The organism is Mycoplana azooxidifex (assembly GCF_014196765.1).
GTDB classification, from domain to species: Bacteria; Pseudomonadota; Alphaproteobacteria; order Rhizobiales; family Rhizobiaceae; genus Mycoplana; species Mycoplana azooxidifex.
Map to the genome: position 1 here is coordinate 525,569 of NZ_JACIEE010000001.1, position 24,702 is coordinate 550,270.

Below are 24,702 nucleotides of genomic sequence, written 5' to 3' on the forward strand. Positions count from 1 at the left end.
TCAGCCCTCCTGCGCCGTGTCGCGCGCGGCCGGAGCGCGCTTGACGGGCAACACCGCGGCGAGCGCCATGCCGGCGAGCGCACCGATGCTGACGTGCCAGGGAGAGCCGACGGTGTGATAGGCGATCACCGAGACGGCGCCGCTGATCGCAACCACGGAGAGGAAATTCGGCCGCTTGCGGAAGCCGAGCACCAGCGCCATGAAGTAGATCGGCAGCAGCACATCGATACCGATCACCTTCGGATCGCCGATGAGCTGGCCGAAGACGCCACCGAGCGCGGTCATCACCTGCCAGGGAATGTAGATGACCAGCGCAAACCCGATGTACCAGGAGAAGCTGACCTTTCGGCCGGCCTCGCCGCGCCGCAGCGTCTCGGCAAATTGCGGATCGGTGAGGACGAAGAAGGCGAAGAACTTTTCCACCGCCGTGAAATGCCTGACGAACGGCGCCATCGCCGCCGAATAGAGGATGTGGCGGAAGTTCACCGCGAAGATCGACAGCACGATGACCCAGGGCGCGATGTTCTGCCCGAACAGCTCGATGCCGACAAGCTGGCTGGCGCCGGCGAAGATCGTCATGCTCATCAGCACCGCCTCGGCGATCGTCTGGCCGTTGGCGACCGCAATCGCGCCGAACAGCGCGCCGAACGGCGCTGCCGACAGAAACACCGGCGTGCCGTTGCGCACGCCCTCGAAGAAATCAGCCTTGCTCACCTGGTGCGCACCTCCACCCTCGCGTGGAACCGCTCTAGTCCCGCGCACCTCTCAGCGCAATTGAATATGGCTGATGTATCGATCGATTTCGCTGAACCTTTAGCGACCCGGCCGACGCCGGAACGCCCGGGCCGGATCGCCCATCCGGGATCAGGACTTGGCCTTCACCTGGAACGTGTGTTCCTGGGCGGGAAAGGTCCGCGCCCTCACCTCTTCGGCATAGGCCGCAAAGGCTTCGCTGATCTGCGGCGCGAGATCGGCGAAGCGCTTGACGAAGCGTGGCTTGAAGTCGGTGAAGATGCCGAGCGCGTCGTCTACGACCAGCACCTGCCCGTCGCAGGCCGGCGAAGCGCCGATGCCGATCGTCGGCACCTTGACCGAACTCGTGATCTCGCGGGCCAGCGGTTCGATCGTACCCTCGATGACGATTGCAAACGCGCCCGCATCGTCGATCGCCTTGGCGTCGCGGCGGATCTTGTCGGCTTCCTTGTCGCTGCGGCCGAGCGAACGATAGCCGCCGGTCGTGTTGATCAGCTGCGGCATCAGCCCGACATGGCCCAGCACCGGGATGCCCCGCTGGGTGAGGAAATCGACGGTCTCGGCCATCTCCGCCCCGCCCTCGAGCTTGACCGCGCTGCAGCCGGTCTCCTTCAGCACGCGCGCGGCACTTTGGAACGCCTGCTCCTTGGATTCCTGGTAGGAGCCGAACGGCAGGTCGACCACGACGCAGGCGTTGTCCGATCCGCGCATCACGGCCTGGCCGTGCGCGATCATCATCTCCAGCGTCACGCCGACGGTGGAATCGAGCCCGTAGACCACCATGCCGAGCGAATCCCCGACCAGCATGAAGTCCACATGCGGATCGAGCAGCTTGGCGATCGGCGTCGTATAGGCCGTCAGGCTGACGATCGGTCGCTGGCCCTTCAGGGCCCGGATATCCGCCGGCGCAAGGCGCCGCTTCGCTGCATGCACGCTCATTGTCAGGCTACCTTCGCTGAATTCTGCTCTTTTTGGCCGATAATCCGGTTGTCGAGCAGCTTCGTGCTCCCGATCCGGACGAAAAGCAATAAAAGAACCGGCCCGGGGCCGATTTCCTCGACCTCGGTGAGCGTTTCGGGATGCCGCAGCGCCACGATCTCCGCATTCGCCAGCGGTTCCGTGGCGATGAAGGCGCGAACGCCGTCCTCGACGGCGCGCGAGCTGGTCTCGCCGGCACGGATGATCCGTTCGGCCTCGTCCAGCGCCTTCGGCACGATCACCGCCGCCGCCCGCTGCTCTGCGTTCAGGTAGACGTTGCGCGACGAGCATGCGAGCCCATCCGCCTCGCGAACCGTCGCCACCCCGACCACCTCGACGCCCTGCGCCAGGTCCTCGACCATGCGGCGGATGATCGTCAGTTGCTGGAAATCCTTCTCGCCGAAATAGGCGCGGTCCGGTCCGACGATGTTGAAAAGCTTGGTGACGACGGTGCAGACACCGGAGAAATGGCCGTGCCGCACGGCACCCTCGAGTTCGGCGCCGAGCGCCGGCACGTCGACGACGGTCACCATCGGACGGGGATAAATGTCCGAGACACCGGGTGCGAACACGAAGTCGACGCCGCCCTCCTCCAGCATCCGCTGGTCGCGCGGCAGGTCGCGCGGATAGCGCGTCAGGTCTTCTCCCGCGCCGAACTGCAGCGGATTGACGAAGATCGAAGCGACGACGATGTCGTTCTCGGCGCGCGCGCGCCGCACGAGCTCCATGTGGCCGACGTGAAGGTAACCCATCGTCGGGACAAGGCCGACGGACTTGAGGCGTGCGCGAAGCGGCGCCAGCACCGCACGCAAGCCTTCGATCGTGGTGATGGTCTGCATCGAGGCGGATCCTCCAGCCTGGCTGACCATGAAAGAAGAGCGATCTGCCAGGGTTCAGCAATATTTTCACTGCCGCGCATCGGGCCTGCCGTACATCGCTGCCGGCTCGGCTTCCATGCGCCACACCTCCTCCCAAAGGTGCGACTGCCGGCGGCGTCTCGCGCTCTTTCGCGGCAGCGGCGCTTTCTAGCTTGTGCGGCGCGAAAACACAATCTCCCGCCTGAACGGACTCTGCCCGGACCTAACCGAACCTGGCATCGCGGCAGGGAATACCCCTTCCGATATAATCCCTGTACTTTTGCACCGCTTCCAGCTAGGAACGCGCCAATCGCAGACGGCCAGAGAGCCGGAGCAATGCGCCCGCACATCCGGGCCGGACCTGACGCATGTGCCCCGAAGACGTGCAGCGGTTTCGGGACTGCGCCATGCACAGGAATAGACACAGAAGGCACGTGAGCCGTTTCCAGGCAGCGCGCTTCAGAGATTCGAAAGACCAGACATGACCGAATACGAACGCCTCGTTCCGGCGATGGCAAGCGCGTTGGAAAAACGCGGCTACACGACGCTGACCCCGGTGCAGAAGGCGGTGGCCGACCCCGACCTCGAAGGCGCGGACCTGCTCGTCTCCGCCCAGACCGGCTCGGGCAAGACCGTGGCCTTCGGGCTCGCCTTTGCGCCGACCCTGCTCGGAGGCGAGGAGCGCTTCGGCCGCGCGGCCGCGCCGCTGGCGCTGGCGATCGCGCCGACGCGCGAACTCGCCTTGCAGGTGAAGCGCGAGCTCGAATGGCTCTATGGCGAGACGGGTGCTGTGATCGCGTCCTGCGTCGGCGGCATGGATATCCGCACCGAACGGCGCACGCTGGAGCGCGGCGCCCAGATCGTCGTCGGCACCCCTGGCCGGCTGCGCGACCATATCGACCGCGGCTCGCTGGACCTCTCCGGACTGAAGGCGGTGGTGCTGGACGAAGCCGACGAGATGCTCGACCTGGGCTTCCGCGAGGACCTGGAGTACATCCTCGAGGCGGCACCGGAAGAACGCCGCACGCTGATGTTCTCGGCGACCGTTCCCCGCGCCATCGAGGACCTGGCGCGCAACTACCAGCGCGACGCCGTGCGCGTGACGACCGCCGCCGAAAAGGGCCAGCATGGCGACATCGCCTATCGCGCGCTGGCGGTCACCCCGCACGACCGCGAGCATGCCATCATCAACGTGCTGCGCTTCTACGAGGCCCCGACGGCCATCGTCTTCTGCTCGACCCGTGCCGCCGTCAACCACCTGACCGCGCGCCTGAACAATCGCGGCTTCTCCGTCGTGGCACTCTCCGGCGAACTGTCGCAGAACGAGCGGACGCATGCCCTGCAGGCGATGCGCGACGGCCGCGCCCGGGTGTGTATCGCAACCGACGTCGCTGCCCGCGGCATTGACCTGCCCAATCTCGAACTCGTCATCCATGCCGACCTTCCGACCAATCCGGACACGCTGCTCCACAGGAGCGGCCGCACCGGGCGGGCTGGCCGCAAGGGCGTCAGCGCGCTGATCGTTCCGGTGCCGGCGATCCGTCGCGCCGAGCGCCTGCTGGCCACCGGCAAGATCACCGCCGAATGGGCAAACCCGCCGTCAGCCGACGAGATCCTTCGTCGCGACGACGAGCGGCTGCTGGCCGATCCCATGCTTGCCGAGCCGGTCGCAGACGACGAGGCGGAGTTCACCGACACCCTTCTTTCGACCCTCGACGCCCGTCAGATCGCCGCCGCCTTCGTGCGTCTCTACCGCAAGGGCCGCTCCGCGCCGGAAGACTTGCGGGAAGTTGATCTTTCGCAACGCCGCCCCGCCCGCGAGCGGCGGCCGGGCGAAACCGCAGAGCAGGCGCCCCGCCCGCCGCGCGACGCCTTCGGGCCCGGCCGCTGGATGTCGCTTTCGGTCGGTCGCAAGCAGAACGCCGAGCCGCGCTGGCTGATCCCGATGCTCTGCCGCGCCGGCGGCATCACGCGCAACGAGATCGGCGCGATCCGCATGCAGCAAGACGAAACCTATGTCGAACTCGCCGAAGAGGCGGCAGACGCCTTCTTCGACAAGATCGGCCCGAAGCTGCTCATCGAGAAGGGTATTCGCCTGACCAGGCTCGAGGGCGTGCCGGACATGGCATCGAAGCCGCGCGGCAAGCCGGCAGGCGACCGGCCCGATCGCGGCCCGCGCAAGGAGCGGAGCTTCGCAGGCGAGCGGGAGAACGGCAAGCGCGAGAGAGCCTCCGACAGGCATGCCGGCGCCGATTTCGCCGAGAAGCCCGCCCGCAAGACCTGGGAGAAGGCCGCGCATGCCGACGGCCGCAGCCAGGCCCCGCAGGCCCGGGACGACCGCTCCGGCAAGCCCGCGGGCTTCAAGGGCAAGCCGGGAGACTTCAAGGGCAAGGCCAAGCCTTACAAGGACGGCTCGTTCGCCGACAGGCCTCCCCGCCAGGACCATCCGGCCAAGGGCCCATCGCCCAAGCGGAAGGCTCGCAAGTCCAACGGCTGACGTGCAGAAGGCGGCATGCGCGCCTGCGCCTGCCGCCTTCTCCCTGCCCCGACAGTGCCCCCGCAATCAAAAATAGGGTTCCGCGCCGCCGATTCGTGCAACGAATGGGCGCATTTCGCCGTTTTCCCCTTCACCACATGCCTGAACAATCATATTGTCGCTGCAGCGCCACAGGATTTGAGAATCAGGACGGGGGCGGCGCGCACGGGTTGTATGTCAGAGACGAAACCACATATGGGCCGGACCGGTCGCCTGTCCCTCTCCATGGACGGGCTGACCGAGGCATTCTGGGAACGCTACCGTCGTCTGCACGATGCCATCGACGCAGAGGACATACCGCTCGTCCATCGCCTCGACCGGGAACTGACGAATGCGCTGATGGCACTGGTCGACCACCAGACGCACGATGCGGCCGAGCAGCAGGCACAGTTCACCGCCCTCCTGCGGCTGTTGCGCGAGGAGGCCGAGGACGCCTCCAGCGTCCGCAACAATGCCGACCTGATCGAACTTCTCCTCAGGCGATACATCACCGTCCGCACCCGCCCGGCCGACCAGAACGGCCTGCCCGCCCTCTCGGCGCCGGTGAGAAACGGGGTGCTGGACATCGGCCAGCTCGATACGCTCGCAGAACGTGTCGCGGTCGTGACCACCGACTATCGCTACCTCTACGCCAACGCCACCGACGCGGCCCGGCTGAAGCGCAAGCCGCACGAACTCGTCGGGCGGCACGTGCGCGATATCGTCGGCGCGGAGCACTTCAACAATACGATCAAGGACAATCTCGACCGCTGCTTCGCGGGCGAGACCGTCGAGTACACCACCGCCCGCGAGAGGGACGGTGAGGTCGTCGTGGTCCGTCGCCGGCTGACGCCCTGCTATTCGGAGGGCCCCACGATGATCGGCGCACTGGTGGTCATCCACGAAGGCCCCGACCGCCGCCGCCGGGACCACTGAGATTTGGCATAACCTGGCCGGTCAGGCCTTGACGCGCTCCAGCCACTGGTCCTCGTCGATCACCTCGACACCGAATTCCCGCGCCTTGTCGAGCTTGGAGCCGGCGCCCGGCCCCGCCACCACCAGATCCGTCTTCTTCGACACCGAGCCCGACACCTTGGCGCCCAGCCGCTCCGCCATTGCCTTGGCCTCGTCGCGCGTCATCTTCTCCAACGATCCGGTGAAGACCACGGTCTTGCCGGCAACCACACTGTCGCTTGCAACGGGCGCCTCGGCCGCTTCCGGCGTGACCTCCTCGAGCAGCCGCCCGATCACGTCGAGGTTGCGCGGCTCCTTGTAGAACTCGACGATGGCGCGGGCGACCACCTCGCCGATGCCGTCGATGCTGTTGAGCTCGGCCCATGCCTCGCCCGAGAACGAAGCCGCCCCCTTCATCCCCGCCTCGAAGGCCGCATAGGTGCCATAGGCGCGCGCCAGAAGCTTGGCCGTCGTCTCGCCGACATGGCGGATGCCGAGCGCGTAGATGAAGCGGTTGAGCGCGATCGCCCGCCGCTCGTCGATCGCGTCGAACAGCTTCTTCACGCTCACCCTGCCGAAGCCGTCGATGTTCTCCAGCTTGGCCAGCGAAGTCTCCTGCCGCCGCTTCAGCGTGAAGATCTCGGGCGCGGTGCGGATCGCCAGCGCCGGATCCTCCGCCTCGAAGAAGAAATCGATCTGCTTGGCGCCGAGCCCCTCGATGTCGTAGGCGTTGCGCGAGACGAAGTGCTTCAGGTGCTCCACCGCCTGCGCCCGGCAGACGAAGCCGCCGGTGCAGCGGCGCACCGCATCGATCTTGCCGGATTTCTCGTTGATGTCGCGCACCGCATGGCTGCCGCAGACCGGGCAGGTCTTGGGGAACTCGTAGGGCACGGCGTCCGCCGGCCGCTTCTCCAGAACCACGTCGAGCACCTGTGGGATGACGTCCCCTGCCCGCTGCACGATCACCGTGTCGCCGATGCGGATGTCGTGACCGTCGTCGCGGATGCGCTCGCCGGAATTGCCGAGGCCCTTGATGTAATCCTCGTTGTGCAGCGTCGCATTCGTCACGACAACGCCGCCGACCGTGATCGGGGTCAGGCGCGCCACAGGCGTCAGCGCGCCGGTGCGCCCGACCTGAATATCGATCTTCTCGACTTTCGTGAACGCCTGCTCGGCCGGGAACTTGTGCGCCGTTGCCCAGCGCGGGCTGCGGGAGCGAAAGCCAAGCCGCGCCTGCAGGTCCAGCCGGTCGACCTTGTAGACGACGCCGTCGATCTCGTAGTCGAGATCCGGACGCTTCAGCCCGATCTCGGTATAGTGGGCGATGATGTCTTCCACCGAGGTCAGCCGCTTCATCAGCGGATTGACCGGGAAGCCCCATGTCCTGAACGCCTCCACCATGCCCATCTGCGTATCGGCCGGCATGGCGGACATCTCGCCCCAGGCATAGGCGAAGAATTTCAGGTTGCGGCTTGCCGTCACCTTCGCATCGAGCTGGCGCAGCGACCCGGCCGCCGTGTTGCGGGGGTTGACGTAGGTCTGCTTGCCCTCCGCCGCCATCTTCTCGTTGAGCGCCAGGAAGTCTGACTTGCTCATGTAGACCTCGCCGCGAACCTCGACGACATCCGGCACGCCGTCCGGCAGGCGGTTGGGGATCTCCTTGATGGTCTTGATGTTCTCGGTGACGTTCTCGCCGGTCGTCCCGTCGCCGCGGGTCGCGGCATTGACCAGCCGGCCCTGCTCGTAGCGGATCGACATGGACAGCCCGTCGATCTTCGGCTCGGCGGTAAAGGCGATCGACCCGTCCGGCAGAAGCCCGAGGAAGCGGTAGACGGAGGCGACGAAATCGCGCACGTCCTCGTCCGAAAACGTGTTGTCGAGCGACAGCATCGGCCGTGAATGGGTAATCGGCGCAAAGGTCGCAAGCGGCGCCGCACCGACCTTGATCGAGGGGCTGTCGGCGCGCACGAGTTGCGGGAACCGCTTCTCGATCGCATCGTTGCGCCGCTTCAGCGCGTCATAGTCGGCATCCGATATCTCCGGCTGGTCCTTGCCGTGATAGAGCACGTCGTTGCTGGCGATCTCGGCTGCAAGGAAGGCCAGCTCGGCCGCCGCCTGTTCTTCTGTCAGGTTCTCGACGGGGGTTTTCTCGACGGACATCGCGCTGCTCCACAAGGACTCGTCTGGTTTTTAGAGCATGGCGACAAAAAGGGAAGCAGCCTCGGGCGCTGTCCTCACCTGTCTCCCGGTTGCGGTCTCCGGCTAGCCGTTGCCGGACAGCAACCGCGCCGCCGCCGCCCTCGCCTCCTCGGTGACCGATGCGCCGGCGAGCATGCGGGCGATCTCCTCGGTGCGGGCGCCGTCATCCATGCGGGCGACACGGGTCGCGATCGTCGCGCCGCCGTCGACCGGTCCCTTCGAGATCAGGAGATGCGTGGCAGCACGCGCGGCCACCTGCGGCGCATGGGTGACGGACAGCACCTGCACCGTGGACGATAGCCGTTTCAGCCGCTGGCCGATCGCATCCGCCACCGCGCCGCCGACGCCAGTGTCGATCTCGTCGAAGACGAGCGTTGGCGCCGAGCCGCGGTCGGCAAGCGCCACCTTCAGCGCCAGGAGGAAGCGCGAGAGCTCGCCGCCCGAGGCGACCTTCATGATCGGCCCGGGGCGCGTGCCCGGATTGGTCTGGACATGGAACTCGACGGTGTCGATCCCCGCTTCGGCCCCGCCGTCCGGATCGGTGGTGATATTGACCATGAACCGGGCGCGCTCCAGCTTGAGCGCCGGCAGCTCGGCCATGACGGCGCCGGCCAGCGCCTCGGCCGTATGGTGGCGGCGCTCCGAGAGCGCGCGTGCGGCGGCGTCAAACGCCGCGCGCATCTCGCCTAACGCCTGCCCCAGTTGGGCCAGCTTCTCCTCGCCAGCGTCGAGATCGGCAAGGTCTGCGATCATCCGCACGGCCAGCGCCGGCAGGCCGGAAACGGGAACGGAGTATTTCCGCGAGGCCGCACGGAGCGCGAACAGCCGCTCCTCCGTGCGCTCCAGAAGCTTCGGATCGAACTCGGTCTTGCGCAGCGCCACGTCCACGGCCATCTGCGCGTCCGAGAGCTGGTCGACGGCGCGGCCGAGCAGTTCGACCGTCTCCTCCAGCAGGCCCGGCGCCTCCTGGCTCTTGCGCTCCAGCCGCCGCACCATCGAGGCGATGACGGGGACCGGAGACGCGTTGCCGTTCAGGAAATCGCTCGCCTCGTTGATGTCGCCGGCGATCCGCTCGGCCTTCATCATCCGCGCGCGGTCTTCCGCAAGCACCTCTTCCTCACCGTCCTGCGGCGAGAGCTTCTCCAGTTCGTCGACGGAGGAGCGGATATAGTCGGCCTCGCGCGCTGCCGCCTCCACCTTTTCGCGGTGGCGGCGAAGCGCGCGCTCGGCATCCTTCCATTGCTGGTAGAGGCGGGAGACATTCGCCACCGTCTCACCCAGACCGCCGAAGGCGTCGAGCAGCAAGCGGTGCGCGTCGGTGTCGATCAGAGCACGGTCGTCGTGCTGGCCGTGGATCTCGACGAGCAACTGCCCCGCCTGCCGCATCAGTTGCACCGAGACCGGCTGGTCGTTGACATAGGCCTTGGTGCGGCCGTCGGCCGACTGCACGCGGCGGAAGATCAGGTCGCCGTCATGGTCGATGGCGTTGTCGTGCAGGAGTGTTCGGGCCGCATGCTGCATCGGCACATCGAACACGGCCGTCACCTGCCCCTTGTCGAGCCCGTGGCGGACCAGCGAACCATCGCCGCGCCCGCCGAGCGCGAGCGAGAGCGAATCGAGCAGGATGGATTTTCCGGCGCCGGTTTCGCCGGTCAGCACAGAGAGCCCGCCGTCGAAAGCGAGGTCAAGCCGTTCGATCAGGACGATATCGCGGATCGAAAGCTGTGCCAGCATCCGAGGTCATATCTCTTTGCTCAGGCGCCGATGAGGGCTTTGCCGGCGCGCGAAATCCAGGATCCAGCGTTCTCGCGCGGCTCCAGCCCCTTCGACTGCAGCAGCTTGTAGGAATCCGCATACCACTCGCTGTCCGGATAGTTGTGGCCGAGAACGGCGGCAGCGGTCTGCGCTTCGCTGGCGATACCCATTGCATAATAGGATTCGACGAGGCGCGCGAGCGCTTCTTCCACCTGGTTCGTCGTGCCGTACTGCTCGACGACGGTGCGGAAGCGCTTGATCGCCGCCAGGTATTCCTTGCGCTCGAGATAGTAGCGCCCGACCTGCATCTCCTTGCCGGCGAGCTGATCGCGGGCAAACCGGATCTTCGTCTGCGCGTCCTCGACATATTCCGAATCGGGATACTTGGTGACGACCGCCTGCATCGCCTCGATCGTCTGGGTCGCCGGACGCTGGTCCTGCGTCACGCTCGGGATCTGCTTTGCATAGGCGAGACCGACGATGTACTGCGCATACGCCGCATCCTCGGACTCAGGATAGAGCTTCAGGTAGCGCTGGCCGGCAGTGATCGCCTCCTGGTTGGCGCCCTGGCGATAGTTGACGAAGGCACTCATCACCAACGCCTTGCGGGCGTACTCCGAGAACGGGTGCTGCCTGTCGATCGCGGCGAACTTGCGCGAGGCCTCGCTGACGTTGCCGGCGTTGAGGTTGGCCAGCCCCTGGTTGTAGAGAACGTCGGGCGGATCGGTCTCGGCCGAAAGCTTGGTGATGTCGATGTCGGGATCGCTTTGGCACGCCGTCAGCGCCAGTGGCACCGTGGACAGGAAAGCGACGCAGGCAATCCGCGTCCAATGCTTGGCACCAACAATCCCTGCAAATTTCATCTGACAATCCCAAAATCATCGCGGCGCCCTGTTCGAGCGCCGTTCATTGAACGCGTTCTATCCCCAATCCCGCGCATACCGCAACGCCATGCCGCTGCATTAACGCATTTTTATGGCAAAGAAAGTGTGAAGCGCCATGCGATTGGGAATGTCCCCGGCCCTCAGGCGGACCAGGGAGCGAACTCCGGTGCGTTCACGGTGATGAGCTCGCGTTTGCCGGCGCGAGCGCGCGGGACCGAAGCCTCGACGACCTCGTAGGCCGTGCGATCGTTGAGCAGCGCCTTCAGCGCCATCGCGTTCATCCTGTGGCCGCCGCGATAGGAACGGTAGCAGCCGATGAACTGCGCGCCGGAAAGTGCCAGGTCGCCAACGGCGTCCAGCGTCTTGTGACGGGCGAATTCATCGCCGTAGCGCAGGCCCTCGATGTTGATCACGGCATTGTCGTCGGAGATGACGACGGAGTTCTCAAGCGAGGAACCGAGCGCATAGCCTGCCGCCCAGAGGCGTTCGACGTCGCGCATGAAACCGAAGGTGCGGGCGCGCGAAAGCTCGCTGCGGAAGGTCGCTGGCGTCAGCTCGCCCTTCCAGGCCTGCCGGCCGATCAGCGGGCAATCGAAATCGATCTCGACCTCGAAGCGCGTGCCGTCATGGGGCAGGAATTCGGACCAGGACGAACCGGCCTCGACGCGGATCGGCTTGACCACGCGGATGTAGCGGCGCTTGACCGCGAGCGGCCGCAGGCCGACCTGATCGATCGCGTCGATAAAGGGAGCGGAGCTGCCGTCCATGATCGGCATTTCGGCGCCCTGGACCTCGATCAGGACATTGTCCAGCGAAAGCGCATAGAGCGCTGCCATGACGTGCTCGATGGTGGCGATGGACTTGTCCGGCGAGAAACCGAGAACGGTGCAAAGGTCGGTGTTGCCCACCTGCGAGGACACGGCGCGGTATTCGCTCACGGACCCGTTGTCGTGAAGGCGCTGGAAGACGATGCCGCTGTCGGCTTCGGCCGGGTGAAACGTAATGGAAACGACAGCGCCGGAATGGACGCCCGTTCCCGAAATTGTGACCGGGCTCGAGATCGTCGTCTGAAAACCCAGCAAGCTGATGGACATCTTCTAATTCGCCTTATTTTATCACCGGCACCGGGCCGATCGTCACTATTTTGTTGTCATTTTGCTTCGCGCGCCCCTCGACCACCGAAGCGGGGAATGGGAGCTTTGCAACAGAGACAGCGCCAAGCTTGTAAAAATCGCCCATGAATCAATGCGCTGGCTGCGTTTCTGGCCGGAATGTAGTTGCGCTCCCGAATTGTTACAAATCACTGTTTCTTTCGTTCTGTTACGACCCACAAGGGCCATCCAAGCCACTGAAAGATTTAGCAAAAAAGAAGGCCCGGACAGGGGTCCGGGCCTTCTTTTGCAACAATGATGACAGTCTCAGTTCGACTGGCGGCGCAGGAAGGCGGGAATCTCCAGCTGGTCATCCTCGCTGAGCGCCCGCGGCTGCGGATTGGCGCGGCCATGGTCGTCGAGCTGTCCCCGGCGCGGTGCATAGATGCTCGCTTCGGGCGACATGGCCCGGCGCTGCGGGGCGGAAGCGGCCTCTGCAGCGGCCGGCTGTTCTTCCTCGTCGCGGCGTCCGAGAGAGGACGTGATGCGCTTCAGAAGCCCCATCGGACCGCGTTCCTCGGGCTGGACCTGGGCCGGCTGCTGGCCGCGATGTTCCATCTCGGCCTTCACCACCGGCGGGAAGTCCTCGATCTTCGGCATGCGGCTGGCGACCGGCTCCTGGCGGATGACCGGGGCTGCAGGCTCGGCGCGCTGCAAGACCGGGGCCGGCTGGTACTGCGGCTGCGGAGCCGGCGCCGGGCGCGCGGCGACGGGGGCCTCGACCGGAGCCGAAGCGAAGATCCGGCTCTGCGGGCGGAACTCTTCCTGCGGGGCCTGGGCGGGCCTGGTGTCCGGCAGGGCCAGTTCGCGCTCAAGGCCGATCTCGGCCTGGCGAATCGTCTCGGCGATCGGATCGGCCGCGCGCATCGGCTGCGGCGCGACGGGCTGCGTCATGACCGGTGCGGGAGCGGCTGCGACCGGCTGGGGCGCCGGTGCGACCTGCGGCTGCGGCGGAACGGCGGCCGAGGGACGGACCAGCGGCTTGTTCACCGGGCGAAAGTCTGCTCTGCCGGCGTCCTGCGACGTGGCGCGGTCGATGCCGGTGGCGACGACGGAGACGCGGATCAGGCCTTCGAGTTCTTCGTCGAAGGTGGCGCCGAGGATGATGTTGGCGTCCGGATCGACTTCCTCGCGGATGCGGGTGGCAGCCTCGTCCACTTCGAACAGAGTCAGGTCACGGCCGCCGGTGATCGAGATCAGCAGGCCCTGCGCGCCCTTCATCGAGGTTTCGTCGAGGAGCGGGTTGGCGATCGCGGCTTCGGCCGCGGCCATCGCACGGCCCTCGCCCGATGCCTCGCCGGTGCCCATCATCGCCCGGCCCATCTCGCGCATCACCGAACGGACGTCGGCGAAGTCGAGGTTGATCAGGCCTTCCTTGACCATCAGGTCGGTGATGCAGGCGACGCCCGAATAGAGCACCTGGTCGGCCATCGCGAACGCGTCGGCAAAGGTGGTCTTGTCATTGGCGATCCGGAACAGGTTCTGGTTCGGGATCACGATCAGCGTGTCGACCGACTTCTGCAGTTCCTGGATGCCCTGCTCGGCCAGCCGCATGCGGCGGCCGCCTTCGAAGTGGAACGGCTTGGTGACGACGCCGACGGTCAGGATGCCCTTGTTGCGGGCGGCCTGCGCGACGATCGGGGCTGCACCCGTGCCGGTGCCGCCGCCCATGCCGGCGGTGACGAAGCACATGTGCGTGCCGTTCAGGTGGTCGATGATCTCGTCGATGCATTCCTCGGCGGCCGCGCGGCCGACCTCGGGCTGCGAACCGGCGCCGAGACCCTCGGTGACCTGTGCGCCCATCTGGATGATGCGCTCGGCCTTGGTCATCGTCAGCGCCTGGGCGTCGGTGTTGGCGACGACGAAGTCGACGCCCTGCAGCCCTGCGGTAATCATGTTGTTGACAGCGTTGCCGCCGCCGCCGCCGACACCGAACACGGTGATGCGGGGCTTCAGCTCAGTGATGTCCGGCTTCTGCAGCTTGATCGTCATTGTAGATGTTCCTTTTGTCTGTTCTGGCCTGCGTCGCCACACCGGCCAAATTCTCTAATTCTGTAATCCGCCTACGCAACTACCCGGCGGCAACCCGTCAGAAACTCTCCTTCAGCCACTGCCCCATGCGGGCAATGCGGCCGTTTCCTCCTGCAAGCGACGCAAGCATGCCGCCCTGCGTCGAATGCGCTTCCAACTCCGCCACCTGCGGATAGATCATCAGGCCGACCGCCGTGGAGAACGCCGCACCCTTGGCCGCGGCAGGCAGGCCCGAAACGCCGAGCGGACGCCCGACGCGAACGTTGCGCGCGAGGATCCGGCGCGCGGCTTCCGGCAGTCCCGTAAGCTGGCTGGCACCGCCTGTCAGCACGATTCTCTTGCCCACGATCGGCGAGAAGCCGGATCGCTGGATCCGGTCGCGGATCAGTTCGAGCGTCTCCTCGATGCGGGCGCGAACGATGCGCGACAGCAGCGCCCGCGGCACGTGGGTCGGCTGGTCGCGATCGTCCTCGCCGATCGGCGGGACGGCGACGATATCGCTTTCGTCGGATGCGTTCGGCAGCGCCGAGCCGTGCACGACCTTCAGCCGCTCGGCATCCTCGATCCGGGTCGACAGCCCGCGCGCGATGTCGGTCGTGACGTGATGGCCGCCGAGCGCCACGGCATCCGCATGGACGAGCTTGCCCTCGGCAAAGACGGAGATCGCCGTCGTGCCGCCGCCCATGTCGATGCAGGCGCAACCGAGCTCGACCTCGTCGTCGACGAGCGCCGACAGGCCGCTGGCATAGGGGGTCGCCACCATGCCCTCGACCGAGAGATGGGCGCGGTTGACGCAGAGCTCCAGGTTCTTCAGCGCGGTGCGCTCGGCCGTCAGCACGTGCATGTCGACGCCGAGGACGTCGCCGTACATCGACAGCGGATCGCGTATGCCGCGCTCGCCGTCGAGCGAGTAGCCGGTCGGCAGCGAGTGCAGGATCGCCCGGTCCTGGCGCAGCGAGCGCTGGCCCGCCGCCGTCAGCACCTTGCGCAGGTCGGCCGCCTCGACTTCCTGTCCGCCGAGATCGATGGTGCCGGTATAGATATCGCTCTGCAGGCGCCCGGCCGAGACGTTGACGATCAGGCTGTCGATCGTCAGGCCCGCCATGCGCTCGGCGGCATCGACCGCCAGCCGGACGACGCTCTCGGCCGCATCGAGATCGACGACCACGCCGTTCTTGACGCCACGCGAGCGCTGGTGGCCGAGGCCGATGATCTCGATCGAATGGGTGCGGCCCGGCAGGATCTCGCTCTCGGGACGCGGCGTCAGCCGGCCGATCATGCAGACGACCTTGGTCGAGCCGATGTCGAGCACCGAAACGATATGCGACCGCTTCGAATTGAGCGGCTTCAACCTGGGCAGACCGAAATGGGAGGAGCCAAAGATGCTCATGAGCGATCGGTTACCTTCTTGAGTTCCTTGGTCCGCTGCTCGAGCACCACCTTGCGGCGCTCGGCAGCACCTTCTGTCAGTCGAACGGTGGTACGGTCTTCCAGCCTCAGGTCCACGGCGGCGATGTCGCGCTCCAGGACCCCCTGCTCCGCCTCGAACCTGGCGAGAACCTCCATGGCGCGCGGCACGTTGGTCTCAGGCAGCATGACGACGACGCCGTTGTCCAGGCGCAGGTCCCAGCGGCGGCCGGCGACGCGCACATAGGCCTTCACGCGTGCCTTGACGTCCGGCCAGGCCTCGAACTGCTTTTCGAAATCGGCGGCGGCGGCTTCCGCGTCGCGGCCGACGAACAGCGGCAAGTCGGAGAACTTGCTGTCGCGCAAGGGCGCGATCACGCTGCCGTTCTTCTCGATCAGGGAGAGGTCGTTGCCGTGCTGCCAGATGCCGAACGCGCTGCGTTCCTTCAGCGCCACCTCGATCGTTCCGGGATAGACCTTGCGCACGGAGACATGCTCGACCCAGGGCAACTGCGACAGCTTCCGGCGGGCCTCTTCGACGTCGAGCGCCACGAGCGATGTCGTGCCGTCGAGGCCGAGCAGTTCGAGGATTTCGATCTCGGAGGTTTCGCGGGCGCCGGAAACCTTGACGTCATCGATCGCAAACCCGACCGCGGTCGTGGTCGTCTGGGCAAAATCCTGGCTATGGCCGCCGAGCGACATGCCGTAGAAGCCGGTGGCGGCCAGGAAGGAAACGGCTGCGACCGTGCCGGCATGGCGCGGGATCATCACCCGGCCCACCGCGAGGCCGACGGCAAGGCGCACGACGCGGCGCAGCGGACGCGGCAGCACGCGACCGCCCTCGGCCTCCGCAAGCCCTGCGACGTCCATCTGGCGCGCTCTGCTTCTCTTTCTGCCGGTCAACGCAAACAAGACGCGTCCTCCACCATCCAACTCAAGAATTCACCAAACGAATGGCCGGCATGGACGGCCATTTCGGGCACCAGGGATGTCGGGGTCATGCCGGGCTGCGTATTGATTTCCAGCCACACGATCTCGCCATTTTCGGAGAAGCGGTCGTCGTACCGGAAGTCCGATCTGCTGACGCCGCGGCATCCGATCGCTTGATGCGCCTTGAGTGCGAGTGTTTGTATTTTTTGGTAAATATTTGGTGAAATTTGTGCTGGAAGGACGTGTTTTGAGCCGCCTTTCTCGTATTTCGCGTCATAGTCGTAGAAGCCGTGCCCCTGGGGCACCACTTCGGTGACCCCGAGCGCCACGTTCCCCATGACGCCGCATGTCAGTTCGCGACCGTACACATAGCGCTCGACCATCACCTCGTCGCCGTAGCGCCAGTCGGCAGACGTGATGACCTGGGGCGGATGCGGCTGATCCTCCTTGACGATGACGACGCCAAAGCTCGAGCCCTCGCGCACCGGCTTGACCACATAGGGCGGCTTCATCGGATGCCTGGAGGTGATATCGAAACGGCTCATGAGCCTGGCCTCGGCGACGGGAACGCCGGCAGCCTTGGCGACGATCTTGGCCTGCGCCTTGTCCATCGCCAGTGCCGACGAAAGGACGCCGGAATGGGTATAGGGGATCTGCAGATACTCCAGGATGCCCTGGATCTTGCCGTCCTCGCCGAAGGGGCCATGCAGGGCATTGAAGGCGACGTCCGGCTTCAGTTCGGAGAGAACGGTAGCGACGTCGTAGCCGGCATCGACGCGGGTGACGCGGTAGCCATGCACCTCGAGGGCATCCGCGCAGGCGTTGCCGGACGAAAGGCTTACGGGCCGTTCGGAGGAAATCCCACCCATCAGCACCGCGACATGCTTGCTCATCTTCACCCCTGGACTCAATCTCTCACATTGACCGGATTTCCTTGCCCGGGCCTGATCTCGATCGGCGCCGGCGACTCGAATTTCCGCCTCCCCGTCACTACAACGGCATTATGGTTAATGAAGCGTTTACTTTCGTTAACCGGCTCGCGAGGAAAACGTAAACGCCTCATCCCCGAATCAAATCTCGCCGGGGATTCCCTCCTTGGAATCAGAGAGTTGCCGTCAATGCAAGCTCCGGCACATGAGGACGCGAAATGAAAACGCCCGCCCCGGATCCCGGAGCGGGCGACACCTGAATCTGACGATGCGCCTATGTCAGTCGTCTTCGCCGACGGCCTTCCAGGCGAGCGCGCCAAGGGCGCCGCCGACGATCGGGGCGAGCCAGAAGAGCCAGAGCTGGGCGATGGCCCAGTCGCCGACGATGAGGGCGACGCCAGTTGAGCGGGCCGGGTTGACCGAGGTGTTGGTGACGGGGATCGAGACCAGATGGATGAGCGTCAACGTCAGCCCGATCGCAATCGGCGCGAAGCCCACGGGAACGCGGCCATGGGTGGAGCCGAGGATGATGAAGACGAACATGAAGGTCATCACCACTTCGATCAGGAAGGCGGAGGTGACCGAATATCCCCCCGGCGAATGTTCGCCGTAGCCGTTGGAGGCGAAGCCGCCGAGTTCGAAACCGGGCTTGCCGGTGGCGATGAAATAGAGAACGAGGGCCGCGACGATCGCACCTGCGACCTGCGTGATGACATAGGGCACCAGCGCCGATGCCGGGAACTTGCCGGCAACCGTCAGGCCGACGGACACCGCGGGATTGAAGTGGCCGCCCGAGATGCCGCCGACGGCATAGGCCATGGTCAGCACCGTCAGTCCGAACGCCAGCGACACGCCGAGAAGGCCGATGCCGACGTCAGGAAAGGCCGCAGCCAGCACCGCGCTGCCGCAGCCGCCGAAAACCAGCCAGAACGTACCCAGAAATTCCGCAGCAAGCTTCCTGATCATGCGCACCTCCCCGAACTGCCCGGCCCGAAAAAGGCACGCGGCGTTGATTGAAACAGGACTCTGCGCACAGGGCGCCGGTGAAATAAACTCAGGCTTTCGGTTGATGGCGGACGGCGCCCTTCCTCAGGACGCCATTCCCACCCGGTCGCGGATCATCCCGTCGAACGGCGCCTCGTATCGCGAGGGCGGAGCGACGCCGCCGACCTCGCGCTCGTGCACCACGCGGTTGCGACCGGAGACCTTGGCGAGGTAGAGCGCCCGGTCGGCATGGGAAAAGAGGTCGTCGAAATCCCGTCCCGGCACGTAATCGGCCACGCCGGCCGAAACGGTGACGGGGATGGCGCCTGCCCCGCAGGCGATCGGCCGGACCTCGATGAGGCTGCGGGCATCCTCGACCAGGCCCAGCGTCTCCTCCGGCGAAAGCCCGCACACCAGCACCGCGAACTCCTCGCCGCCGATGCGCGAAACGATGTGCCGGCCGCAGGCGAGCGAGGCGAGCCTGTCCGCCACCGAAACGATGACCTCATCGCCTGCCACGTGGCCGAGCGTGTCGTTGATCGACTTGAACCGGTCGACGTCGAAGATCGCAAGCGCTGCCGGCGACACGGCGGTCTCGATGGCTTCGAGGAAGGCGCGGCGGTTCAAAAGCCCGGACAGCGAATCCGTCCGGCTCAGGCGCTCGAACTCGGCGCGCGACAGCGCCAGCTCATAGACGGCGTGCCCGACCACATAGTAGGCGGCAAGGGCGACCGGCAGGGACACCAGCGGCGTCAATACGGTCGCGATCACCAGCGCCTGCGCCAGGTCGTAGGGAAGCAGACCCACGGCATAGAGGACCAGATGGGCCGCGACATTGATGCTGTAGGCGAGCGCGGCAATGCGCAGGGCCATGACGACGGAACGCCGCAACACCTGCTCGCGCGAGGAAAACTCCCCAAATGCAAGCTGGTCATTCACCCAAGCTTTGACACGCTCGATCATGTGCGGCCCCCAATGGCTCTATCTAGGACCGCCGAAGTTAACAATCTGTTGGGAAATGCATCACCATAAGTTGCGCATCGACGCACGCTCGCGCCAAACAGCCGCGACCGAAAATGTCACCGCGGCATGCATGAACGGCATGAAAGTTATCAGGACGTCCGCGCTGCGGCATATTTGTTGTTTCACAATTGCCGAGCGTGCCTTATGAGGGGCGCGCTGCCTCCCAAGACGGCACCTGACATTCAAGAAACAGCTGAGAGAAGATCAATGAGTGACACGCCCATAACGGTGTCACCGACCGCGACGCATTCGACTACCTCCGCCGTGAATTCCCCGGCGCGTGTCCTTTTTGCAAGCCTGGTCGGTACGACCATCGAGTTTTTCGATTTCTACGTCTACGCAACAGCGGCGGTGCTCGTGTTCCCCGCGCTGTTCTTCCCCAACAGCGATCCGACCACGGCGCTGCTCGCCTCCTTCGCCACCTTTTCGATCGCATTCTTCGCGCGCCCGCTCGGCGCCGTCGTGTTCGGCCACTATGGCGACCGGATCGGAAGAAAGACGACGCTCGTGGCCGCCCTTCTGACGATGGGCGTTTCCACCGTGATCATTGGCCTGCTGCCGTCCTATGAGAGCATCGGCGTTTTCGCACCGCTGCTTCTGGCGCTGTGCCGGTTCGGCCAGGGCTTCGGCCTCGGCGGCGAATGGGGCGGCGCAGTGCTGCTCGCGACCGAAAACGCCCCGCCGGGCAAGCGCAGCTGGTATGGCATGTTCCCCCAACTCGGCGCGCCCGTGGGCCTGTTCCTGTCTTCGGGCGTCTTCTGGCTCCTGCTGCATTTCATGTCGCAGGAAGCGCTGCTCGCCTGGGGCTGGCGCATTCCGTTCGTGGCCTCGATCGTGCTCATCGCCGTCGGCCTGTGGGTCCGGCTGTCGATCACGGAGACCCCCGCCTTCCAGAAGGCGATCGAGAAGCACGAGCGGGTGGAAGTGCCGGTCGTGGAGCTGTTCCGCAACCACAAGCGAAGCCTGGTGCTCGGCACCTTCGTGGCGCTCGCCACCTTCGTGCTGTTCTATATCGGCTCGGCCTACCTTCTCTCCTACAACGTCAAGGTCCTGAACATCCCCTTCGTCGAGGCGCTCGAAGTGCAGCTTCTGGGCTCGGTGCTGTTCGGCCTGACCATTCCGGTCGCCGGCAAACTGGCGGAGAAGTTCGGCCGTCGCGAAATCCTGATCGCCACCACGGTCCTGATCGGCGTCTTCTCCTTCTTCCTGCCCGGTCTGATGACGAGTGGCGAGCAGGGCATCTTCATCTTTGTGATCATCGCCATGGCGCTGATGGGCATGACCTATGGCCTGATTGGCACGGCGCTGGCCGCCCCCTTCCCGACCAAGGTCCGCTATACGGGCTCGTCGATCACCTTCAACTTCGCAGGCATCTTCGGCGCATCGCTCGCGCCCTACATTGCGACCTATCTGCAGGCCAACTACGGCATGACCTATGTCGGCTATTACCTCGGCATCTCCGCGGTGATCACCCTCGCCTGCATCCTGCTCTCGGGCAAGGAAGAGGTCTGAGCTTCGGCTGATTCGACACCCGAAAACGACAAACGCCGCGGCAACCACCGCGGCGTCTTTGTTTGCCGGTGAACGCGTTCTTGTCGGGCGCTCCCTATCCGCGTCTCCCCGGACCTGATCCGGGGTCCAGCGGCACCGCGTCTGCGGTGCGAAAGAATCTATTGCGCGCAAGGACTTGCGCGCGCTGGATGCCGGCTCGGAGGCCGGCATGACGGTTCCATTTGGTGACCCGTTCGAAGAAATAACGACCCGGAATAAGGCATCTTGTCAGCGGTCAGCCGTAGCGGAAATGTCCACGGCGTTCTCTACCAATGAACCGCTTCCGCGTTCAGGCCGTCGCCCGGCCCAAGAACTCCCGCACCTCGTAGCCGGGCATGAACTTGCCGACCCGCTTGATTTCCCACTGCAGCATCACGCCGGAATGCTCCAGGACGCGCGAGCGCACGGTCTCGCCCAGGTATTCCAGCTCGTAGCCGGTCGCCTGGCCGGTATTGATCATGAAATTGCAGTGCATGGGGGACATCTGCGCCCCGCCGATCATCAGCCCGCGGCAGCCGGCCTCGTCGATCAGCTTCCAGGCCGAATGGCCTTCCGGGTTCTTGAAGGTCGAGCCGCCGGTCTTTTCACGGATCGGCTGCACCGTCTCGCGGTGCTGGCGCACCGCGTCCATTTTCGTGCGGATCTCGGTCCTGTCGCCCGTCTGCCCCTGGAAGACGGCGTGGGTGAAGATGAGGCCCTCGGGCGCCTTGGAATGGCGATAGCTGTAGCCCATGTCGGCGTTGGACAGGACATAGGTCTTGCCCTTGCGGTCGACCGCATTCACCTCGACGACGAGGTCCTTCGTCTCGCCGCCATTGGCGCCGGCGTTCATCCTGAGCGCGCCGCCGACCGAACCCGGGATGCCGTAGAGGAACTCGAAGCCGGCGATGCCGTTGTCGAGCGCCATGGCGGCGATGTTCTTGTCCGGGCAGATGGCGCCCGCCTTGATCCTGTTGTCGCCTTCAAGCTCCAGGTCGCCGAACCCCTTGGCCGAAAGGCGGATGACGACGCCGGGGATGCCGCCGTCGCGCACCAGAAGGTTCGAGCCGACGCCGACCACCATCAGCGGCACTTCCTCGGGCAAAAGCTTGAGGAAGGTGACCAGGTCATCGGTGTCGTGCGGCTGGAACATCACTTCCGCCAGCCCGCCGGCCCGGAACCAGGTGACGCGATCCATCGGCGCGTCAGGCGTCAGCCGTCCCCGCACGTCCTTCAGGCCGTCGCCCAGCGACGCCAGCAGTTTCTCGCCATCCACCTGCTTCATGCCGTTATTCCCGAAATGCCTGCCAGTTCCTTCGGCAGCGCCGCCGCCCAATAGGTTATGCTACCTGCACCCAAGAGAACCACAAAGTCGCCGGGCCTGGCAATGGCGCCAATGGTGGAGGCCAGTTCGTCCGGCCCTTCGAGGTAGCGTGCGTCGCGATGTCCGCCGGACTTGATCCGCGAGACCAGCGTCTCGGCGCTCACGCCCTCGATCGGCTCCTCGCCTGCCGCATAGATCGGCGCGATCATGACCGTGTCGGCATCGTTGAAGCAGCCGGCGAACTCCTCGAACAGGCTGTGCACGCGCGAATAGCGGTGTGGCTGGTGGATAGCGACGATGCGCCCCTGGCAGGCCTCGCGCGCCGCGCGCAGCACCGCCTTGATCTCGACGGGGTGGTGGGCGTAGTCGTCATAGACCGATACGTCGTTCCAGGTGCCGGTCAGCGTGAAGCGCCGCTTGACGCCGCTGAAGGACGCGATGCCGCGGGCGATGTCCTCGGGCTTGATGCCGAGTCGCTGGGCGACGGCGATCGCCGCGGTCGCGTTGGAAACGTTGTGGCGGCCGGGCATCGGCAGGCGAAGGTCCTTCAGTTCGATCACCTGGCCGGTGCGACGCCGGCGGATCTCGACGTCGAAGACCGAGGTCGCTCCGTCCATGCGGATATTGCCGAAGCGCACGTCGGCCTGCGGGTTCTCGCCGTAGGTGATGACCTTGCGGTCCTCGATACGGCTGACCATGGACTGCACTTCCGGATGATCGAGGCACATCACCCCGAAGCCGTAGAATGGCACGTTCTCGACGAACTGGCGGAAGGCGGCGCGCACCGCATCGAAATTGCCGTAGTGGTCGAGATGCTCGGGGTCGATATTGGTCACGACCGCGACGTCGGCGGGCAGCTTCAGGAAGGTGCCGTCGGACTCGTCCGCCTCGACCACCATCCACTCGCCCTCGCCCATCCGCGCATTGGTGCCGTAGGCGTTGATGATGCCGCCGTTGATGACGGTCGGATCAAGCCCGCCGGCTTCCAAAAGGGCCGCGACCATCGACGTCGTGGTGGTCTTGCCGTGCGTGCCGCCGATCGCGATCGCGTTGCGGAACCGCATCAGCTCGGCCAGCATCTCGGCCCGCCGCACCACCGGCAGCAGTTTCTCGCGCGCGGCGATCAGTTCGGGATTGTCCTTCTTGATGGCGGTCGACACCACCACCACTTCGGCGTCGCCGATGTTATCCGCCTTGTGGCCGACGAACACGCTGATGCCCTTGTCGCGCAGCCGCTGCACGTTGGCGCTGTCGGACTGGTCGGAACCCTGCACGCGGTGGCCGAGATTGTGCAGCACTTCGGCGATGCCGCTCATGCCGATCCCGCCGATCCCGATGAAATGAACGAGCCCTATGCTCTTCGGCATCTTCATGGCCGTTCTCCCTTGAATTCTGCGATCGTCCTGCCGCCCGCAATAGCCTCTACCATGTCGGCGAGCAAGCGCGCGGCAGCCGGCTTTCCGGTCTTTCGGGCGTTCGCAGCCATCTCCGCCATGCGCTCGGGCTGCTTCATCGCCTCGCCGATGATCATCGACAGCTTTTCCGGCGAAAGTTCGGACTGGGCGATCACCTTTGCCCCGCCCTGGGCTGCAAGGGCCGCCGCATTGGCTGCCTGGTCATGGTCCAGCGCGTAGGGATAGGGCACGAGCACCGCCGGCCGGCCGATCACCGAAAGCTCGGAGACGGTCGAGGCGCCGGAGCGGCAGATCACCAGATGCGCACCTGCGAGCCGTTCGGCCATGTCGCCGAAGAACGGTGAGACCTCCGCCGGCACGGCAAGCTTTGCGTAGATCGCCTCCACGCCCTCGCGGTCTTCCGGCCGGGCCTGCTGGGTGATGTGCAGCCGTGCCCGCTTGTGCTCGCCGAGCCGGCAGATCGCCTGCGGCACAGCCTTGGAGAAGAACTGCGCGCCCTGGCTGCCGCCGAACACGACGAGGCGGAACGCGTCGTCGGCCACGGACGGATGGTAGGGAACGTCCGACGCGGCCAGAACTGCCGGCCGCACCGGGTTTCCGGTCGTCACCGTCTTGGATGCATAGGGCCCTTCGCTATCCGGCAGGAAGCCGCCGGCGATCGCCTTGACGCGAGCGGCCAGCGCCTTGTTTGCGCGCCCCATCACCGCGTTCTGCTCGTGGATCATCGAGGGAATGCCCATGCCGGTCGCAGCCAGCAGCGGCGGCAGCGTCGGGTAGCCGCCGAAGCCGACGACGGCGGCGGGCCGCAGCCGCGCCATCAGCCGCCGCGCCGCGCGCAGGCCCTTCCACAGGGTCCAGAGCGAGGACACCACCTTCACCGGGTTCTTCGAGCCGATCGTCGCGGACGGCACCACATGGATCTCGTCGGCCGGAAACTTTCCGGCGAAGCGCTCGGCCCGGCTGTCGGTGACGAGATGCACCGACCAGCCGCCGGCCTTCAGTTCGTGCGCCAGCGCCTCGGCAGGAAAGAGATGGCCGCCGGTCCCGCCTGCGGCCAGCAGGATGATACCCTTCGTCATGCGC

19 protein-coding genes are annotated in these 24,702 nt (G+C 65.7%); 3 read left to right on the forward strand and 16 right to left on the reverse strand.

All coding sequences use genetic code 11. The annotated features are described in order from the left end of the window. The 3 genes from GGQ64_RS02500 to panC all read right to left on the reverse strand — a co-directional run bounded on the left by GGQ64_RS02500 (window position 1) and on the right by panC (window position 2,570). Window positions 1–714, reverse strand: a complete 714-nt coding sequence (locus GGQ64_RS02500; protein ID WP_183798523.1) for an AzlC family ABC transporter permease — start codon at window positions 712–714, stop codon at window positions 1–3. A gap of 150 nt (window positions 715–864) precedes the next feature. Then, window positions 865–1,692 (reverse strand): 3-methyl-2-oxobutanoate hydroxymethyltransferase, encoded by an 828-nt coding sequence (panB, locus tag GGQ64_RS02505; RefSeq protein WP_183798526.1) that lies wholly within the window; start codon window positions 1,690–1,692, stop codon window positions 865–867. A gap of 2 nt (window positions 1,693–1,694) precedes the next feature. Then, a complete protein-coding gene (panC, locus tag GGQ64_RS02510; protein ID WP_183798529.1) occupies window positions 1,695–2,570 on the reverse strand; it encodes a pantoate--beta-alanine ligase in 876 nt (291 codons plus the stop codon). Between the two features lie 499 nt (window positions 2,571–3,069). Here panC and GGQ64_RS02515 point away from each other — a divergent pair, with 499 nt between their 5' ends. Together GGQ64_RS02515 and GGQ64_RS02520 are read left to right on the forward strand one after the other, a co-directional pair. Continuing rightward, window positions 3,070–5,085, forward strand: a complete 2,016-nt coding sequence (locus GGQ64_RS02515) for a DEAD/DEAH box helicase (RefSeq protein WP_183798532.1) — start codon at window positions 3,070–3,072, stop codon at window positions 5,083–5,085. A gap of 234 nt (window positions 5,086–5,319) precedes the next feature. After that, entirely contained in the window at window positions 5,320–6,039 is a 720-nt protein-coding gene (locus GGQ64_RS02520; RefSeq protein WP_183798535.1) for a PAS domain-containing protein, read from the forward strand. Window positions 6,040–6,060: 21 nt separating this feature from the next. Here GGQ64_RS02520 and ligA read toward each other — a convergent pair whose 3' ends face one another. From ligA to GGQ64_RS02570, 10 genes are all read right to left on the reverse strand, one after another. Next, window positions 6,061–8,217, reverse strand: coding sequence for an NAD-dependent DNA ligase LigA (ligA, locus tag GGQ64_RS02525; RefSeq protein WP_183798538.1), 2,157 nt, complete (start codon window positions 8,215–8,217; stop codon window positions 6,061–6,063). Between the two features lie 102 nt (window positions 8,218–8,319). Further along, window positions 8,320–9,990: a DNA repair protein RecN gene (recN, locus tag GGQ64_RS02530; RefSeq protein ID WP_183798541.1), complete on the reverse strand. Its 1,671-nt coding sequence runs from the start codon at window positions 9,988–9,990 to the stop codon at window positions 8,320–8,322. Window positions 9,991–10,010: 20 nt separating this feature from the next. Continuing rightward, window positions 10,011–10,874 carry an outer membrane protein assembly factor BamD gene (locus GGQ64_RS02535; protein ID WP_183798544.1) on the reverse strand — a complete coding sequence of 288 codons (864 nt, stop codon included), beginning with the start codon at window positions 10,872–10,874 and terminating at the stop codon, window positions 10,011–10,013. A gap of 161 nt (window positions 10,875–11,035) precedes the next feature. Continuing rightward, window positions 11,036–11,989, reverse strand: coding sequence for a UDP-3-O-acyl-N-acetylglucosamine deacetylase (lpxC, locus tag GGQ64_RS02540; protein WP_183798547.1), 954 nt, complete (start codon window positions 11,987–11,989; stop codon window positions 11,036–11,038). A 324-nt stretch (window positions 11,990–12,313) separates the two neighbouring features. Beyond that, on the reverse strand, window positions 12,314–14,038 hold the full coding sequence (gene ftsZ, locus GGQ64_RS02545; protein ID WP_183798550.1) for a cell division protein FtsZ: 1,725 nt from the start codon (window positions 14,036–14,038) through the stop codon (window positions 12,314–12,316). 97 nt (window positions 14,039–14,135) lie between these two features. Beyond that, entirely contained in the window at window positions 14,136–15,467 is a 1,332-nt protein-coding gene (gene ftsA / locus GGQ64_RS02550) for a cell division protein FtsA (protein WP_183798553.1), read from the reverse strand. Further along, window positions 15,464–16,396 carry a cell division protein FtsQ/DivIB gene (locus tag GGQ64_RS02555; protein WP_425488478.1) on the reverse strand — a complete coding sequence of 311 codons (933 nt, stop codon included), beginning with the start codon at window positions 16,394–16,396 and terminating at the stop codon, window positions 15,464–15,466. The genes ftsA and GGQ64_RS02555 overlap by 4 nt, the downstream gene beginning before the upstream one ends. After that, window positions 16,384–17,307 carry a D-alanine--D-alanine ligase gene (locus GGQ64_RS02560; RefSeq protein ID WP_183798559.1) on the reverse strand — a complete coding sequence of 308 codons (924 nt, stop codon included), beginning with the start codon at window positions 17,305–17,307 and terminating at the stop codon, window positions 16,384–16,386. The genes GGQ64_RS02555 and GGQ64_RS02560 overlap by 13 nt, the downstream gene beginning before the upstream one ends. Before the next feature lie 315 nt (window positions 17,308–17,622). Continuing rightward, the gene (aqpZ, locus tag GGQ64_RS02565) at window positions 17,623–18,309 is read right to left on the reverse strand and encodes an aquaporin Z (RefSeq protein WP_183798562.1); all 687 of its coding nucleotides are present in this window, start codon (window positions 18,307–18,309) and stop codon (window positions 17,623–17,625) included. A 123-nt stretch (window positions 18,310–18,432) separates the two neighbouring features. Next, window positions 18,433–19,290 carry a GGDEF domain-containing protein gene (locus tag GGQ64_RS02570; RefSeq protein WP_183798565.1) on the reverse strand — a complete coding sequence of 286 codons (858 nt, stop codon included), beginning with the start codon at window positions 19,288–19,290 and terminating at the stop codon, window positions 18,433–18,435. Window positions 19,291–19,557: 267 nt separating this feature from the next. Between GGQ64_RS02570 and GGQ64_RS02575 the strand changes: the two genes are divergently transcribed. Then, on the forward strand, window positions 19,558–20,862 hold the full coding sequence (locus GGQ64_RS02575) for an MFS transporter (protein WP_183798568.1): 1,305 nt from the start codon (window positions 19,558–19,560) through the stop codon (window positions 20,860–20,862). Between the two features lie 328 nt (window positions 20,863–21,190). On the opposite strand, the gene murB is transcribed toward GGQ64_RS02575, so the two are convergent. Genes murB through murG form a run of 3 tightly spaced genes read right to left on the reverse strand, consistent with a single transcriptional unit; the run spans window position 21,191 to window position 24,698 of the window. Continuing rightward, on the reverse strand, window positions 21,191–22,165 hold the full coding sequence (murB, locus tag GGQ64_RS02580; RefSeq protein WP_183798571.1) for a UDP-N-acetylmuramate dehydrogenase: 975 nt from the start codon (window positions 22,163–22,165) through the stop codon (window positions 21,191–21,193). After that, window positions 22,162–23,577 (reverse strand): UDP-N-acetylmuramate--L-alanine ligase, encoded by a 1,416-nt coding sequence (gene murC, locus GGQ64_RS02585; protein ID WP_183798574.1) that lies wholly within the window; start codon window positions 23,575–23,577, stop codon window positions 22,162–22,164. The genes murB and murC overlap by 4 nt, the downstream gene beginning before the upstream one ends. Then, entirely contained in the window at window positions 23,574–24,698 is a 1,125-nt protein-coding gene (murG, locus tag GGQ64_RS02590; protein WP_183798577.1) for an undecaprenyldiphospho-muramoylpentapeptide beta-N-acetylglucosaminyltransferase, read from the reverse strand. The genes murC and murG overlap by 4 nt, the downstream gene beginning before the upstream one ends. Window positions 24,699–24,702: the final 4 nt, after the last annotated feature.

Coding starts and splice junctions, on each gene's coding strand:
- ftsA (WP_183798553.1), bottom strand. CDS start 15,467: ATGAGCATCTTTGGCTCCTCCCATTTCGGTCTGCCCAGGTTGAAGCCG.
- GGQ64_RS02515 (WP_183798532.1), top strand. CDS start 3,070: ATGACCGAATACGAACGCCTCGTTCCGGCGATGGCAAGCGCGTTGGAA.
- GGQ64_RS02520 (WP_183798535.1), top strand. CDS start 5,320: ATGGGCCGGACCGGTCGCCTGTCCCTCTCCATGGACGGGCTGACCGAG.
- panC (WP_183798529.1), bottom strand. CDS start 2,570: ATGCAGACCATCACCACGATCGAAGGCTTGCGTGCGGTGCTGGCGCCG.
- panB (WP_183798526.1), bottom strand. CDS start 1,692: ATGAGCGTGCATGCAGCGAAGCGGCGCCTTGCGCCGGCGGATATCCGG.
- murC (WP_183798574.1), bottom strand. CDS start 23,577: ATGAAGATGCCGAAGAGCATAGGGCTCGTTCATTTCATCGGGATCGGC.
- GGQ64_RS02535 (WP_183798544.1), bottom strand. CDS start 10,874: ATGAAATTTGCAGGGATTGTTGGTGCCAAGCATTGGACGCGGATTGCC.
- aqpZ (WP_183798562.1), bottom strand. CDS start 18,309: ATGATCAGGAAGCTTGCTGCGGAATTTCTGGGTACGTTCTGGCTGGTT.
- murB (WP_183798571.1), bottom strand. CDS start 22,165: ATGAAGCAGGTGGATGGCGAGAAACTGCTGGCGTCGCTGGGCGACGGC.
- GGQ64_RS02575 (WP_183798568.1), top strand. CDS start 19,558: ATGAGTGACACGCCCATAACGGTGTCACCGACCGCGACGCATTCGACT.
- GGQ64_RS02570 (WP_183798565.1), bottom strand. CDS start 19,290: ATGATCGAGCGTGTCAAAGCTTGGGTGAATGACCAGCTTGCATTTGGG.
- lpxC (WP_183798547.1), bottom strand. CDS start 11,989: ATGTCCATCAGCTTGCTGGGTTTTCAGACGACGATCTCGAGCCCGGTC.
- ligA (WP_183798538.1), bottom strand. CDS start 8,217: ATGTCCGTCGAGAAAACCCCCGTCGAGAACCTGACAGAAGAACAGGCG.
- murG (WP_183798577.1), bottom strand. CDS start 24,698: ATGACGAAGGGTATCATCCTGCTGGCCGCAGGCGGGACCGGCGGCCAT.
- recN (WP_183798541.1), bottom strand. CDS start 9,990: ATGCTGGCACAGCTTTCGATCCGCGATATCGTCCTGATCGAACGGCTT.
- GGQ64_RS02560 (WP_183798559.1), bottom strand. CDS start 17,307: ATGAGCAAGCATGTCGCGGTGCTGATGGGTGGGATTTCCTCCGAACGG.
- ftsZ (WP_183798550.1), bottom strand. CDS start 14,038: ATGACGATCAAGCTGCAGAAGCCGGACATCACTGAGCTGAAGCCCCGC.